Annotated in this window: 14 protein-coding genes and 1 tRNA gene; 14 read left to right on the plus strand and 1 reads right to left on the minus strand. The window is 63.7% G+C overall.

Annotated features, from left to right (window positions below; translation table 11 throughout):
• The first annotated feature begins 17 nt into the window (after positions 1–17).
• The 10 genes from RLDS_RS50560 (at position 18) to RLDS_RS50605 (ending at position 8,310) form a co-directional block, all read left to right on the plus strand.
• Positions 18–749: a uracil-DNA glycosylase family protein gene (locus tag RLDS_RS50560; RefSeq protein ID WP_031298959.1), complete on the plus strand. Its 732-nt coding sequence runs from the start codon at positions 18–20 to the stop codon at positions 747–749.
• Positions 746–2,533: a lytic transglycosylase domain-containing protein gene (locus RLDS_RS50565; protein ID WP_021228088.1), complete on the plus strand. Its 1,788-nt coding sequence runs from the start codon at positions 746–748 to the stop codon at positions 2,531–2,533. The genes RLDS_RS50560 and RLDS_RS50565 overlap by 4 nt, the downstream gene beginning before the upstream one ends.
• Positions 2,533–3,060 carry a molybdenum cofactor biosynthesis protein B gene (gene moaB, locus RLDS_RS50570; protein ID WP_021228089.1) on the plus strand — a complete coding sequence of 176 codons (528 nt, stop codon included), beginning with the start codon at positions 2,533–2,535 and terminating at the stop codon, positions 3,058–3,060. Before RLDS_RS50565 ends, moaB begins: the two co-directional genes overlap by 1 nt.
• A gap of 75 nt (positions 3,061–3,135) precedes the next feature.
• Entirely contained in the window at positions 3,136–3,900 is a 765-nt protein-coding gene (gene dapB / locus RLDS_RS50575; protein WP_021228090.1) for a 4-hydroxy-tetrahydrodipicolinate reductase, read from the plus strand.
• The gene (nth, locus tag RLDS_RS50580) at positions 3,901–4,608 is read left to right on the plus strand and encodes an endonuclease III (protein WP_021228091.1); all 708 of its coding nucleotides are present in this window, start codon (positions 3,901–3,903) and stop codon (positions 4,606–4,608) included.
• 52 nt (positions 4,609–4,660) lie between these two features.
• Positions 4,661–5,047 (plus strand): hypothetical protein, encoded by a 387-nt coding sequence (locus RLDS_RS50585; RefSeq protein ID WP_021228092.1) that lies wholly within the window; start codon positions 4,661–4,663, stop codon positions 5,045–5,047.
• A 282-nt stretch (positions 5,048–5,329) separates the two neighbouring features.
• Positions 5,330–5,406: transfer RNA gene (locus tag RLDS_RS50590), tRNA-Arg, on the plus strand.
• 501 nt (positions 5,407–5,907) lie between these two features.
• On the plus strand, positions 5,908–6,501 hold the full coding sequence (locus RLDS_RS50595) for a DUF6088 family protein (protein WP_021228093.1): 594 nt from the start codon (positions 5,908–5,910) through the stop codon (positions 6,499–6,501).
• Complete coding sequence (locus RLDS_RS50600) at positions 6,494–7,510, plus strand: nucleotidyl transferase AbiEii/AbiGii toxin family protein (RefSeq protein ID WP_021228094.1); 1,017 nt, start codon at positions 6,494–6,496, stop codon at positions 7,508–7,510. The genes RLDS_RS50595 and RLDS_RS50600 overlap by 8 nt, the downstream gene beginning before the upstream one ends.
• 17 nt (positions 7,511–7,527) lie before the next feature.
• Complete coding sequence (locus tag RLDS_RS50605; RefSeq protein ID WP_021228095.1) at positions 7,528–8,310, plus strand: HamA C-terminal domain-containing protein; 783 nt, start codon at positions 7,528–7,530, stop codon at positions 8,308–8,310.
• 16 nt (positions 8,311–8,326) lie between these two features.
• Here the strand turns inward: RLDS_RS50605 and RLDS_RS57055 are convergent, their stop codons facing one another.
• Positions 8,327–8,797, minus strand: coding sequence for a hypothetical protein (locus RLDS_RS57055; RefSeq protein ID WP_236616919.1), 471 nt, complete (start codon positions 8,795–8,797; stop codon positions 8,327–8,329).
• On the opposite strand from RLDS_RS57055, the gene RLDS_RS50610 reads away from it, so the two are divergent.
• Genes RLDS_RS50610 through RLDS_RS50620 form a run of 4 tightly spaced genes read left to right on the plus strand, consistent with a single transcriptional unit; the run spans position 8,774 to position 13,778 of the window.
• A complete protein-coding gene (locus tag RLDS_RS50610) occupies positions 8,774–11,812 on the plus strand; it encodes a DEAD/DEAH box helicase (protein WP_236616920.1) in 3,039 nt (1,012 codons plus the stop codon). The genes RLDS_RS57055 and RLDS_RS50610 overlap by 24 nt on opposite strands.
• A 15-nt stretch (positions 11,813–11,827) precedes the next feature.
• Positions 11,828–12,529 carry a competence protein CoiA gene (locus RLDS_RS50615; protein ID WP_021228097.1) on the plus strand — a complete coding sequence of 234 codons (702 nt, stop codon included), beginning with the start codon at positions 11,828–11,830 and terminating at the stop codon, positions 12,527–12,529.
• Entirely contained in the window at positions 12,526–12,642 is a 117-nt protein-coding gene (locus RLDS_RS57435; RefSeq protein ID WP_161626757.1) for an SEC-C metal-binding domain-containing protein, read from the plus strand. Before RLDS_RS50615 ends, RLDS_RS57435 begins: the two co-directional genes overlap by 4 nt.
• Positions 12,639–13,778 carry a DUF3800 domain-containing protein gene (locus RLDS_RS50620; RefSeq protein WP_021228098.1) on the plus strand — a complete coding sequence of 380 codons (1,140 nt, stop codon included), beginning with the start codon at positions 12,639–12,641 and terminating at the stop codon, positions 13,776–13,778. Before RLDS_RS57435 ends, RLDS_RS50620 begins: the two co-directional genes overlap by 4 nt.
• Positions 13,779–13,891 lie beyond the last annotated feature (113 nt).

The following is a 13,891-nucleotide window of genomic DNA, read 5'->3' on the forward strand; positions in this document are numbered from 1 at the left end:
GGCCCTAGATGAATGCGATGCGGGGATTATTGCAGGATCATGGCGACATTGCCGCCCAGGCCTATCTGACCTGGTGGCAATCGGCCGGCGTGGACAGCGCCGTAGCGGAAGAGCCGGTTAATTGGCTGCGTCCCGCGATTGCGCCGGTTTCCGAGCATGGGACACCAGCTTCAGCGTCCATCGTTACGAGCAAAAAGCCCGAAGACCTGGAATCGTTCCACCACTGGCTCCAGGCCGAATCGGCGCATCCCGAACAGCGTTGGCCGGGCCGCGTGATTTCCCCGGCCGGCCAGATCGACGCGCCGCTAATGATTGTCACCGATATGCCCGATCCTGCCGATCTGGAGGCCGGTACTCTGCTGGCCGATCGCGCCGGGACATTATGCGACGCGATGTTGCGCGCCATCGGGCTGGATCGAAGCCAGATCTATGTCGCGTCGCTCTTCTTCCGTCGTCCGCCCGGCGGCATAGTGGAGGCGTCCGACCTCGCAGCCGCAGCCAATCGCATGCGCACCCATGTCCATCTCGCCAGGCCCCGCCGCTTGCTGCTGCTTGGCGATCGGACGGTCCGTGCGCTGATGCCGGCCAGCGGTGAGGCTGGGCCGGATAGTTTACGCAACTTTAATCATGATGGCGGCATCGTGCCCGCCGTCGCCACATTCCACCCGCGCCTGCTGCTGAGCCAGCCTGCGGCCAAGGCGGAATGTTGGCGCGCCCTGCAAAGCCTGATCGAGGAAAATCGCCCGTGATTCGAGCCGCGACCCGCCTGTCCTGCCTTGCCATGCTTGCCGCTGCGGGGATCATGTCCGCGCCTGCGCGCGCCGAAACGGCGGAGGTACTGCCGGACATGCGGGCCATTGGCGCGACGGCGTCGCCCTTAGACCTGCGCGATGGCGACAAGGCTCGCTACAGCGCGATCTTCAATGCGCTGCACGCCGAACGCTGGGCCGAAGCGAAAGCGATGATCCTCGCGCTTGATCCGCAGGACGCTGTTCGCCCGGTCGCCTTGTCCGAACTCTATCTGGCCCGCAATTCCCCGCGCGTCGAACTGTTCGACCTGCTGGACCTCATCAACAAGGCGGCTTGGCTGCCCAAGGCCGATCAACTGTCTCGGCTGGCGCAAAAGCGGGGCGCGACCATCCTGCCTGCGCTCCCCCAGATTCAGAAGATGGTCTGGCTCGGCTCTGCCCCCCGCCGCCAATATGTTGCGGCGGTCAAGACCGACATGCTGGCGCAGGCGCTGACCGGCAAAATTCAGGGTTTCATCAACGCCGACGATCCGATTGGCGCCGAAGGCCTGCTGGCGACCGGCGAGGCGGGCCTATCCCCGGAGGGTCTGACCGAAGTGCGGCAGCGCGTCGCCTGGGCCTATTATATCGAAAATGACGACAGCAACGCCCGCCGCATGGCGGCCCGCGCGCTCGAAACGCGGACCGGCGGCGACTGGACGGTGCAGGCACACTGGACGACCGGCCTTGCCGCCTGGCGTCAGAATGACTGCCGCGCCGCGGCCCCCGCCTTCGCCAATGTCGCCGCGCTGGCCGGCAATAGCGACATGCGCGCCGCCGGCGCCTATTGGGCGTCGCGCGCCTACATGGTCTGCGGCGAAGCGGACAAGGTCGAAAATTACCTGAAACTCGCCGCGCGCTCCGATGAAACCTTTTACGGCCTTCTTGCGCGCGAATCGCTCGGCATGCCACTGGGTGGCGCGCCGCTTGCCGCGCGTTTCGGCAGCAACGAATGGCAGAAGCTGAAAGACAGCCCCAACGCCCGCGCCGCTATCGCCCTCGCGGCGATCGGTCAGCAGGATGAAGCTGACGAATTGCTGCGCTATCAGGCGAAGCTGGGCGGCGCGGCGCAATATGACGCCTTGCTGCGCCTCGCCAGCGCGCTCAACCTGCCCGCGACGCAGCTATGGCTGGCACATAACGGCCCGGCCGGCACGCAGCCCGACAGCTTTGCCCGCTTCCCCGCACCCGACTGGCGGCCCGATGGTGGCTGGCGTGTCGACCCCTCGCTCATCTACGCGCATACGCTCCAGGAATCGGGTTTCCGCACCAATGTCGTCAGCAGCGCCGGGGCGCGCGGCCTGATGCAGGTTCGTCCCGGCACCGGCAGCGACATGGGGCTGGCGTCGGCCGATCAACTGTTCATCCCGTCCACCAACATGGAATTTGGCCAGCGCTATCTGGAAAGCCTGCGCGACATGAGCGCGACCGGCGGGCTGCTGCCTAAGGTGATGGCGGCCTATAATGCGGGACCCCAGCCGGTCGAGCGCTGGAACAGCCAGGTCCATGACAAGGGCGATCCGCTGCTGTTCATGGAATCGCTCCCCTATTATGAAACCCGCGCTTATGTGAACATCGTGATGCGCAATTACTGGATGTACCAGATCCAGGCCAAGGGCGCGGCCGAATGCCTGACCGGCATGGCGCAAGGTCTGTGGCCCACCTTCCCCACCGCCAAGGGCATGAAGCTTGTGCGTCTCAGCAAGGCCGACGGACAGGGCAGCATCGGCGGCGGCGCGGACTGATGCCGATCGACGAAAGCCGGCCGTTCCTGCCTGTCCGCATCGCCGTCCTGACCGTCTCCGACACGCGCGGGCTGGCGGAGGATCGATCGGGCAATACGCTGGTGGAGCGACTGGAAAAGGCGGGACATATCCTCGCCGCCCGTCACATCGAACGCGATGACAAGGCCGCCATCGTCGCCCGGCTGCACGCCTGGATCGACGACCCTCAGGTCGACGTGATCCTCACTACCGGCGGCACCGGCGTGACCGGCCGCGACGTGACGCCCGAGGCCGTGCAGCAGGTGCAGGACAAGGAAATACCCGGTTTTGGCGAACTGTTTCGCTGGCTGAGCTTCCAGACAATCGGCACCTCCACCATCCAGTCGCGCGCCACCGCCTGCGTTGCGCGCGGCACCTATATCTTCGCCCTGCCCGGCTCGACCGGAGCGGTGAAGGACGCTTGGGACGGCATCCTCGCCAGCCAGCTCGATAGCCGTTTTCGCCCCTGCAACTTCGTCGAACTGATGCCGCGACTGAACGAGCGATGAGGGCGCATCATCTTCCGGCCTGATGCTCAACCATCCTCTCGACTCCACGCCGCTTCGCCGACTAAGGCAAGCGGCATGACAAGCATCGGAATTTTCGGAGCAGGCGGCCGGATGGGTCGCGCGATCGCCGCCGCCGCCATGGACGCAGGGCTATTTCTGGCCGGGGGAACAGACCGGGTGGCGGAGGGCGATATCGCGCCGGGCATCGCCATGACGGATGATCCGCTCGCCTTGGCCGAACGATCAGACATTCTCATCGACTTTTCAGCGCCCGGCGCCCTCTCCGCCCATCTCGACGCCTGCATCGCGGCGCGCAAGCCCATTCTAATCGGCACGACCGGGCTGGAGGCGGTCCACCACGCCCTGATCGACGAGGCAGCGGCGATTATCCCCGTGCTCCAGACCGGCAATACATCGCTTGGCGTCAACCTGCTTGCAGCGTTGGTGGAACAGGCGGCGGCGGGCCTGGGTGACGACTGGGACATTGAAATTGTCGAGATGCACCATCGCCACAAGGTCGATGCCCCGTCGGGCACCGCGCTGCTTCTGGGCGAAGCCGCCGCGCGCGGTCGCGGCATTGACCTGGCGGATCATAGCGAACGCGGACGCGACGGGATCACGGGCGCGCGCCAAGCGGGGGCTATCGGCTTTGCCGCGCTGCGTGGCGGGTCGGTGGCCGGCGACCATCAGGTCATCTTCGCAACCGAAGGGGAGCGGATCGAAATTGGCCATCGTGCGGAAAATCGCGCCATCTTCGCGCGTGGGGCGGTGAAGGGCGCGCTCTGGCTCGCCGGCCAGCCTGCCGGACGCTACGACATGAAGGCCGTGCTGGGCCTCTGAATGAACAAGGCGCAGATCTTCGACTTTTTCAGCCGCCTTGCCGAAGCCAATCCCGCGCCGCAGACCGAGCTGGAATATGGCAATGATTTCCAGCTGCTGGTCGCGGTGGTGCTGTCCGCGCAGGCCACGGACGTTGGCGTCAACAAGGCGACCCGCGCGCTATTCCGGGATGTCCATACGCCCCAGCAAATGCTCGACCTCGGCGAAGACGGCCTTAAGCAGCATATCAAGACGATCGGTCTGTTCAACGCGAAGGCAAAGAACGTCATCGCACTGTCGGAGATATTGGTCCGCGATTTCGACGGCCAGGTGCCGCAGGATCGCGATACGCTGACGACCCTGCCCGGTGTCGGGCGGAAAACCGCCAATGTCGTCGTGAACACGGCCTTTGGCCAGGAAGCCTTTGCCGTCGACACGCATATTTTCCGCGTCGGTAACCGCACCGGCCTTGCTCCGGGGAAAACTGTGCTGGCCGTCGAGCAGAAGCTCGACAAGCGCGTTCCCGCCCCCTTCCGCCGCGACGCGCATCACTGGCTGATCCTGCATGGTCGCTATGTGTGCAAGGCGCGGCGGCCGGAATGCTGGCGCTGTATCGTGTCGGACCTGTGCCGGTACAAGCCCAAGACGCCGCCGCCTGGCACCCCCACGGGAACCGGCAGCAAGCCCGCCCGTTCTCGTGCCGTTCAGGAGTCTCCTGCCAAGACATGACGGAAGCCCCTGCTCCACGCAGTTGATTCGGTGTGAGATGAGGAGAGAGAGAATGGCCGTCCCCACCCCGATCCACCTGTTATCGGCTTTTGCCATTGTCGCCCTCGCCCAACCGGCGATCGCTAAGGATAATCCGGACCCCTATGTCGCCAAGGGCGAGCCGGTCGACTGCATCAATATCCGGTCGATCCGCTCATCAACGGTGCGCGACGACCACACGATCGACTTTCAGGTGAACAACCGCAAAATCTACCGCAACACGCTACCCAACAGCTGCCCCAGCCTTGGCTTCGAAAAACGCTTTTCCTACAGCACCAGCATATCGCAGCTCTGCTCGGTCGATATCATCACCGTGCTCTGGAATGTCGGCCCTGGCCTGCAACCGGGGCCAAGTTGCGGGCTGGGGAAGTTTCAGCCGATGGAAAAGCCTGCAAAATAAGCTGACGGCACGGTGATTTGACACTGGCACAGCGCGCCAGCCTTTGCTAAGCGCCCCTCCTGACCTGCGTCGCGCACCCATAGCTCAGCTGGATAGAGCGTTGCCCTCCGAAGGCTCACGTCCGACGCGAGAGCAGTGATTTTATACAGGATTTCCGGGGGTTTAGGAAGGCATAAGAAAGGACGGATAAAAAAACTCACCAGAAACTCACCGCGCGCGGACTGCCGATTCTGATCGCGGATTGACCTTTTTCGGCGCAAATCCTACGGCTCTAAGCCCTACGCACCCATAGCTCAGCTGGATAGAGCGCTGCCCTCCGAAGGCAGAGGCCAGAGGTTCGAATCCTCTTGGGTGCGCCAAAAATCTCCAAGAAAATCAAGCGGTTGAGAGGATAAAGCCTTTCCATTCTACCGCGTCGCCGATCACAAAAACTCACCACCTTTGAGTGCGATGACGGCAGAAGCCATTGATTTCCTTTAAAAATCTTGGGTTCAAAACTCACCAAGGATTGATAGAGACCAGATCAAGGCCGGGCCACAAGCCGCGGTCCGCTGTCCTCGCTGTCGAGTGTGCGCATTCCGCAGCCTCGGCCACGATAGTTCATCTGGGTTTCAGTATGCGGGCACCCCCTACCAAATGGGAAGGCTTCCCCTCACGGCCTCGCAGATCGTGGACACATAATTCCAATTAGCGGGCCATTGATTCGGTCGTGTCCCAGACCGCAGGCATTCGCTGGCGGCCAGCTCGGCGGCGCAGCTTTTTGAGGCCTTTCCCCCGCTGGGGCGCCCCGGTCCAGACCCTGTCGTAGTCAGGTTGAAAATTGTCAGAAAACCGCGTATATTTCTGACAGGAGAATTATCGTGCAGCGACTGACCGAACAGATTCTGGCGCATGCCGAGGGCTTGCCCGAGGGCGCTCCGATCGCGGCGAAGAGCCTGCTCCATCTCGGCAATCGCGCCGCAGTGGACCAGGCATTGTCGCGACTGGTTGAACGCGGCCGGCTGATGCGCGCCGGGCGCGGCGTCTATCTGCGCCCGGTTTCAAGCCGGTTCGGCGTTCGGGCGCCCTCCGTCGAGAAGGCCGTCGAAGCCCTCGCGGTTCAGCGCGGCGAAGTCATCGTGTCGAACGGCGCTGCCGCCGCCAATGCGCTCGGGCTCACAACCCAGGTGCCGGTCCGGTCGGTCTATCTGACATCCGGCCGTAGCCGGACGATGAATCTCGGCCAGCAGGTCGTCGAGCTGCGGCACGCTCCGCGCTGGCAGTTGGCGCTGGCGGATCGGCCCGCCGGACAGGCCGTGCGCGCGCTTGCCTGGCTGGGACCGGAGAAGGCGGAAGCGGCCTTGGAGACATTGAAACGCAAGCTGCCGTCTTCGACATTCGGCGAACTTGTCGCGGCAGCACCCCAGCTCCCGAGCTGGCTCGCCAGATCGGTCGGCAAGGTCGCGCATGGCTGAGGCGTTCCTCACATTGTCGGCGGACGATCGGCGCGAGGCCCTGGCCGTCGCCGCCGATCGATCCGGGCGCCCGCTCCATCTGCTGGAAAAGGATGTGTGGGTCGTCTGGACCCTCGCAACGCTGTTCGGGTCCGATCTTGGCGAGCACCTCGTGTTCAAGGGCGGCACGTCGCTGTCGAAGGCGTATCACGTCATCCGGCGCTTTTCCGAGGATGTGGATCTCACCTACGACATTCGCGCCATCGCTCCCGATCTGGTGGGCGAGAACGGCGAGGCCCTGCCGAAAAACCGCAGCGAGGAGAAGCGGTGGTCGAAGGCCGTCCGGCACCGCCTGCCCGAGTGGGTCGACGGAACGGTCCGACCTCTCCTTGCCGGCGCGATCGAGGCGCAATCGCTGCCAGCGACGCTCAGGGTCGAGGGCGACAAATTGTTCGTTGACTACGAAGCGACGTCGTCGGGGTCGGGCTATGTGGCTCCAAGCGTGATGCTGGAGTTCGGCGCCCGCTCGACGGGAGAGCCGGCCAGCCCGCGCGATGTCGTGTGCGACGCGGCCGGGCTGATCGAAGGCGTCGAATTTCCAATGGCGCGGCCGCGGGTGATGCGTGCTGAGCGGACCTTCTGGGAGAAGGCGACGGCGATGCACGTCTTCTGCCTGCAGGAACGGCTACGCGGCGAACGCTTCGCCCGCCACTGGCACGATGTCGTTCGGCTTGATGATGCGGGGATCGCTGTCGCCGCGATGTCCGATCGCGACCTCGCCGGCGCGGTTGCTCGCCACAAGAGCATGTTCTTCGCGGAGAAAGCGGCCGATGGCGAGGCCATCGACTATGAAGCCGCCGTGGGCGGCAAGCTGCTGCTCGCCCCGAGTGGTGAAGCGCGCGCGGCATTGGCCACAGACTATGCGCGCATGGTCGAAGACGGGCTGCTGCTCGAAGATGCCGAGCCGTTTGAGGCGCTGATCGAGCGATGCGCAGACATCGCCGAACGCGCGAACGATGCGGCACGATAGGGGGAGTTGGGGAAAGCGTGGGGCTATACAAAAATTGGTGTGACGCCACCAGGGAGAAGGACAAGCGCAAGCGCTACTGGACCTATGTCGAGAAGGACGGCGGCCGCGATGAAATTCGCGATGATCTCGCCGAGACCATCCGCTCACACTACGACCGGCTCCAACGCATCGCCGAGGACGTGGAGCGGCTCGGCTACAACGTCGCCGCCAAGATTCTCAGCGAGGCGATGCCGCAGACGCCCAAGGGCCGCTCCGGCGATCTCGGTGAAATTCTCGCGACCGAGCTGGTCGAAGAGGAGATCGGCCTGCGCGTCCCTGTGCGCCGCCTCCGCTACAAGGACGGCCGTAACATGGCCATGCGCGGCGACGACTTCATTGGCGCCGGTTACGATGGGGCCGGCGAGAAGCTCTGGCTCCTGAAAGGCGAAGCCAAGAGCAACAAGGTGCTCGGCAAGACCACGGTCACGAGCGCCCGCAAGGTGCTCAACCGCGACAACGGCCGCTGCACGCCCGATTCCCTGCTGTTCGTCGCCAATCGCCTGCTTGAGAGCAACGATCCGGACGACAATGAGCTGGGTCGCAGCCTTCGCGACGAAGTGGGCCTGAAAACCCTCCGCGCCGATCGCATCGACCACATGCTCTTCACCGTGTCGGGCAACGGCCCTCACGCTTCGCTGAAGGATGACCTCGACGCCACCGGGACCAACCGGGACCATTACGTCGTGAACATCCACGTCGAGGACCACCAGGACTTCATCGCAGCCATGTATCAGGAGGCGGAAGACCTTGGAGACGATTGACGAACTGACCGCGTTCCTAGCGACCGCAACCGTCGACGGCATCCTCGGGCGCCTGCTCTATCGGGGCGCCGCATGGTCGCTGATGCGCGAGGATGGCGTGTTGCCCGCTAATGCGCCGCCCCTCGGCGCGACGATCGAAACCGACCTTGCCGAGCATGGCTTTGCCCTGCTTCGGGGCGCGATGGCCCTGCGCGCTCAGGCTGGCGCTTCCGAACTGACCAGCAAGGCGTTCGAGCGTGCCGCCAACGCCTTCGAAGCCCTCGTGCGCAACGGCGATCTGGAGTCGCCCGACCGCGGTTTCCGCCGCACGCTTGCCGCTGCGGCCTACCACCTGGCCGGCTTTTCGGCCGTCGCCTATTCGCTCTTCAACGAGACTGCGGACGATCTCAATGCTTCGCCAGGCGAAACGGCGATCCGGCACCTGATCCTGCGCGATCTCGGCCAGCTGCGCGGCTTTGTTCGCGTGTGGCTGGACGATGAGGCGCACGGCGACGAGCAGATCGCCGGAACGCTGACAGGCGAAGACCCCGACATCGACGAGGCGCTGTCGACTATCCTCAACACGACGATCTGCCGGGCTCTGGCGCATTTTGACTTCGCGCTCGAGACGGGCGAGTCCGAGCCGATCGAGACTGCGCGGGCATTGCTCGCCACTGCGGTCAGTCTGGCAGACAACGCGGAGAATGTTCCACTTTGGTGGATATCGAACCTCTGCCGTCACCTGATCGATGACCTCTGGCGGCATTCGCTGCACGAGAATCTGCCGACCGAGCCGCCGGAAGGGACGGAGGAAAAATACCCGGACCTGCGCCGGCTGTTCATCTCGTCGCTCTACGCGCGCAAGACGTCCGAGGTGGAGTTATGGCCATCGCAGCGCGAAGCCGCCCAGCGTTCCACGGACGTCACCGACGATCTGGTCGTCGCCTTGCCGACCAGCGCCGGTAAGACGCGCGTGGCCGAGATCGCCGCGCTGATGACCTTGTCGTCGGCGCGCCGGGTGCTGATCGTCACACCGCTGCGCGCCCTTTCCGCCCAGACAGAGCGATCCTTCAGAAAGACCTTCGCGCCCCTCGGGTTCAGCGTCTCCTCGCTTTATGGCGCCAGCGGCCTCTCGGCTGGCGATGAAGACGCGCTGCGCACCCGTGAGATCATCATCGCGACGCCCGAGAAGCTCGATTTCGCGCTGAGAAGCGACCCCTCTCTGATTGATGACGTGGGCCTGATCGTCCTCGATGAAGGCCACATGATCGGTCCTAGCGAGCGCGAGATTCGCTACGAGACGCTGGTTCAGCGTCTGCTCCGACGCGGGGACGCGGGCGACCGCCGGATTGTGTGTCTTTCTGCCATCCTGCCCAGCGGCGACGAATTGGATGATCTCACCGCCTGGATTCGCTCAGACGAGCCGGGCGAGCCTGTGCGCTCTGACTGGCGTCCTACACGGCAGCGGTTTGGTGCGCTGACGTGGCGCGGCAAGGACGCGCTGCTCCGGCTCGACCTGGATGAAGATGGTCCGTTCCTCGACAAATTCGTCGTGGAGAAACCGGCGCTCGGGAGGGAGAAGAAGCCCTATCCGCGCAAGAACTCGCACCTCGCCTTGTTCGCGGCATGGGAGTTCGCCAGCCAGGGCAAGCGGACCTTAATCTTCTCCACGCAGGCGAACTGGGTCGAGAGCTACGGTAAAAAGGTCGTGGACCTCTGCAAGCGCGGCTATCTGGAATCGCTGCTGGAGGATAAGGCGTCGATCGCCCGCGCTCTGGAGGTCGGCAATGAATGGCTGGGTGAGGACCATCCCGCTGTCGCCTGCCTCAAGCAGGGCGTTGCCATCCACCATGGTCGGCTGCCGAGCCCGTTTTTGCGCGAGCTGGAAGCCCTGCTGTCTGAGGGCGTCCTGAAAGTCATAGTCGCGTCGCCGACGCTCTCGCAGGGTCTCAATCTCAACGCCGCCGTGCTCTTGGTGCCTGCGTTGTATCGTGCCGGCGAGAAGATCAAAGGCGAAGAGTTTGCGAACGTTGCCGGCCGAGCCGGACGCGCCTTCGTCGACGTCGAGGGACTCATTGTCCACGTCATGTTCGACAATATTAACTGGCGAAAAAAAGAATGGGGCAAGCTGGTTGCCTCCGCCAAAGCTCGCACGCTGAAAAGCGGCCTCATCCAGATCGTCGCCGAGATTCTTGAGCGGCTGTCCCGCGAAGGTGTTCTGGATCGCGACGATGCCTGGGAATATCTCGCTAATGCGCGCGAAGCTTGGAGGTCGTCGGAGGAGGAAGCATCTCTGGCCGAGCGCTTGGCTGCTGCAAGACAGAATGATGGCGATGTCGCTCATGACGACGAAGAAGAAGATGATGATGATGACGATGCGGAAGAGACCATCGAAGAGGAGCCTCTGTCGCAGATAGTCGAACGTCTAGACGCGACTGTGTTTGGTCTCATTGAAGCGCTCGATTCTGATAGGGCCGATTTGCCGAAGCTTTTGGACGAGGCCCTCAGAGGATCGCTCTGGGCTCGTCAGATCGCCCGCGAGGACGAAGACGTAGCTCCTCTGCACAAGCGAGTAATCGAGGCGCGAGCTGATCTCATCTGGAAGACGACCACCGCGCCGGCCCGGCGCGGTCATTTCGCCATGGGTGTTGGACTGGAAGCAGGCCTTGCAATTGATGCCATGGCTGACGTGTTGGCCGAACTCCTCGACCGCGCAGACGTAGCGGCACTGAGCGGCGATATTGATGAACTAGTCGAGACCCTTGGCGGCCTTGGAGAGCGGCTTTTGTTCATGCGTCCGTTCATCCCCAGCAAGAACAACGCGCTGCCTGCGAATTGGAAGGCAATCCTGCATAGTTGGGTGTCGGGCGAGGATGTGGCCAAGATCGGGCCCCAGAACATGCGGGCGGTCGAAGAGGCCTTCACCTACCGTTTGGTTTGGGCTCTGGAGGCTGTCCGCACTCGCCGCATGTCTCTCGGGTGGTCGCCAGACACGGTGGCGGGCGGTGCCGCGGCGGCGGTCGAAACCGGCGTCCCGCAATTCATGATGTCGATGCTGATCCGCGCGGGCCTACCGTCACGGCGCGCGGCCATGGCGGCGATCGAGGATGCCAAGCCGGTCTTCGTCACGCCCGCCGAGATGCGTGCCTGGCTCGAATCCGACGACATCACGGCCTACACGGACGCCGGCGGCTGGCCCACGCCCGACACCGCTGCGCTATGGGCGCGCTTCCGAACCGAAGCCCTCAGTGGCGGCATCCAGAAGTGGTCGGTCGAAAACTATAAGCGCTTGCTGGACGTCGCAGCTGCACCGCCCGCCGGTCTCTATCGGATCGTCACCGATGAGGGTGACGGGCGGACCTGGCTGACGACGCCCGATTACCAGCAGGTTGCCGTCTTCAAGAAGCCGGCGGTCGATCCCAAGCCCAGCCTCTTTTCAGGCCGATTGCCCGGCGACACCAGGTTGGTGGAGACGTTGCGTGTCGGTCGCGGGAAACTGCGCTGGCCGACGGCCGATGCGTAACGAGGAACGGTAGCTATGCTCTATGCCTGGGTCGGCGACCAGAAACGTGCACCCGCCGCGAAGGGAGAACGCACGACCTGCCGCGACTGCGGCGGCCTGCTCACCGCCGTCATGCCTGTTGAGAACACGCCCCACTGGCGGCACAAGGCGGGCGACTGCGATCCCTGGGGCGAGCCTGAGGGACCTTGGCACCTCGGCTGGAAAGAACTCTTCGATATGTCCTGCCGCGAGATCGCTTTGCGCGATCCGATGACAGGTGAGCTTCATCGCGCGGGCGCACTGGTCGGGAGCGGCACGCCCAGGGCAACCGTGCTGGAACTGCAGCACTCCTCGATCAGCGAGGACGAGCGCAATGCGCGGGAGGCCTTCTATCGGCGCGGGCATCGGATGTTCTGGCTGGTTCACATCCATAGCGAAAGCTCGTTCCTGGGAATCTATTTCGGCATGTCGCTCGATTTCAAATCGCGGGTCGTCCATCTCGACGGCAAGGAATTCGCGATCATGCGGTGGATGGGACCGAACAAGCAGTTCATTGAAAAGTGGAAGCGCGCTGCTGCCCACGTCTTCTTCCATGCGGGTCCGTACATCTTCTACCTCGCCGGCCCTGGCGTGGCCGCCCGACTCGGAAGCCCATTGAAGCGTGGCGAGTTTGCCCTTTGCGCCCTGACACGCGAAGAGTTTTTGCGGGCGGTCCACCGGGAGGATGGTGCTCCTTGACGGATTATTCGTATCGAGCGTCGCCGCCTCGCGAGCGTGGGGCCAAAATCGGCCGAAACGAGCGGTGCCGGTGCCAGTCAGGCCGGAAATACAAGCATTGTCACCGCCAATGATCGACGGCGGCATCCATCCTGCGTCGAGCATCCCCGTCGATCGCTATTTCCTCGATGAAAGCGGTCATGGTGGCGATCTCGCTTCTGCGAAGGAACTCGCTTTCGCCGGCCAGCCGTTCTTCGCACTGGCCTGCGTCGGCGCGGGAGATTCCGCGCTGTTGGCGGCCGAGCTGGATAGGCTGCGCGTGCATTACGCCTGTGGTGAAAGCGAACTGAAATCGACCAAGTTGGGAAAGAAGCTGACGCCGATCGCCGGTGAATTGATCTCCTTCCTTGGCCGGCATCGATGGCCGCTCTTCGTGGAGCTGGTGGACAAGCGGTTCTTCATTGCGGCCCACATCGTCAACCACCTGCTTTGCGGCTCTTACGGTCTCGACAATATCGACATGGCGAGCCGCAATATGATCGCGGAATTCCTCTCGGACGAGGATTCCGATGCGGTGTTGCTGGCCTACATCAACGCCTGCGAGACGCTCTCGATGACATCCGTGGCGGGCGTCATCGATCTACTCTGGGACTGGCTGGATCTCTCCGACGCCGAGATCGCCCGAACCGCTCAGGTTCTGACGATGTTCGCGCGGGACCGCGTGCGGGAATCGTCGGCGAAGGCCGAGGACTTTCTGCCGATTGCCGACGAGTCCACCACCGGCAAGAAGGTCTGGATGCTGCCCAACCTTCAGTGCCTCACCAATATCTACGCCCGCCTCAATCAGTCCCGGCCTGTCAGCCTCGACGGCGCCCGGCTCGTTCATGACGAGCAGATGCAGTACGCGAAGGTTCTCGAGGACTCCAAGACGCTTATGGAGCAGCTCGCGGCCGAGACCGCTCTGCCGATCGTTCCATTCGCCGACTATCGCCTGCGAGGGCGTGGAAATCTCGTCTTCGCGACGGGGAAGATCGAACCCTGCCTCCAGGCGGCCGATATCCTTGCCGGTTGCGCGATGCGTTTCGCGCGGGATGGCAAGGCGCGCAAGGCTCGCATCGACGAGCCGCTCCGCGCGGTGTTCCACCGGATGATTGATGCAGGCAACCCCATGCAAGCGACCGGCATCAACCTGGTGATGAGCACGCGTCTGCTCGAAACGCTGGGTGTTCCGCACATCCCGGCGGACTTCGCGGAACGCATGTTGCTGTAGGCGATTCCTGCGCACTCCAGGTGCGGACTAGCGACGACAGGCCAAGCCACTCGCCCGTTATCTTCGCCGTCGTCCATGCGTTCCATGACTTCCGCCACGATAGTTCGTCTGGG

The organism is Sphingobium lactosutens DS20 (assembly GCF_000445105.1).
Taxonomy (GTDB): Bacteria; Pseudomonadota; Alphaproteobacteria; order Sphingomonadales; family Sphingomonadaceae; genus Sphingobium; species Sphingobium lactosutens.

What these genes read in the sequence shown, in the direction of transcription:
- RLDS_RS50600 (WP_021228094.1), top strand. Translation starts at nt 6,494, where the DNA reads ATGGCTGAGGCGTTCCTCACATTGTCGGCGGACGATCGGCGCGAGGCC.
- RLDS_RS50560 (WP_031298959.1), top strand. Translation starts at nt 18, where the DNA reads ATGCGGGGATTATTGCAGGATCATGGCGACATTGCCGCCCAGGCCTAT.
- RLDS_RS50620 (WP_021228098.1), top strand. Translation starts at nt 12,639, where the DNA reads ATGATCGACGGCGGCATCCATCCTGCGTCGAGCATCCCCGTCGATCGC.
- nth (WP_021228091.1), top strand. Translation starts at nt 3,901, where the DNA reads ATGAACAAGGCGCAGATCTTCGACTTTTTCAGCCGCCTTGCCGAAGCC.
- RLDS_RS50615 (WP_021228097.1), top strand. Translation starts at nt 11,828, where the DNA reads ATGCTCTATGCCTGGGTCGGCGACCAGAAACGTGCACCCGCCGCGAAG.
- RLDS_RS50585 (WP_021228092.1), top strand. Translation starts at nt 4,661, where the DNA reads ATGGCCGTCCCCACCCCGATCCACCTGTTATCGGCTTTTGCCATTGTC.
- dapB (WP_021228090.1), top strand. Translation starts at nt 3,136, where the DNA reads ATGACAAGCATCGGAATTTTCGGAGCAGGCGGCCGGATGGGTCGCGCG.
- moaB (WP_021228089.1), top strand. Translation starts at nt 2,533, where the DNA reads ATGCCGATCGACGAAAGCCGGCCGTTCCTGCCTGTCCGCATCGCCGTC.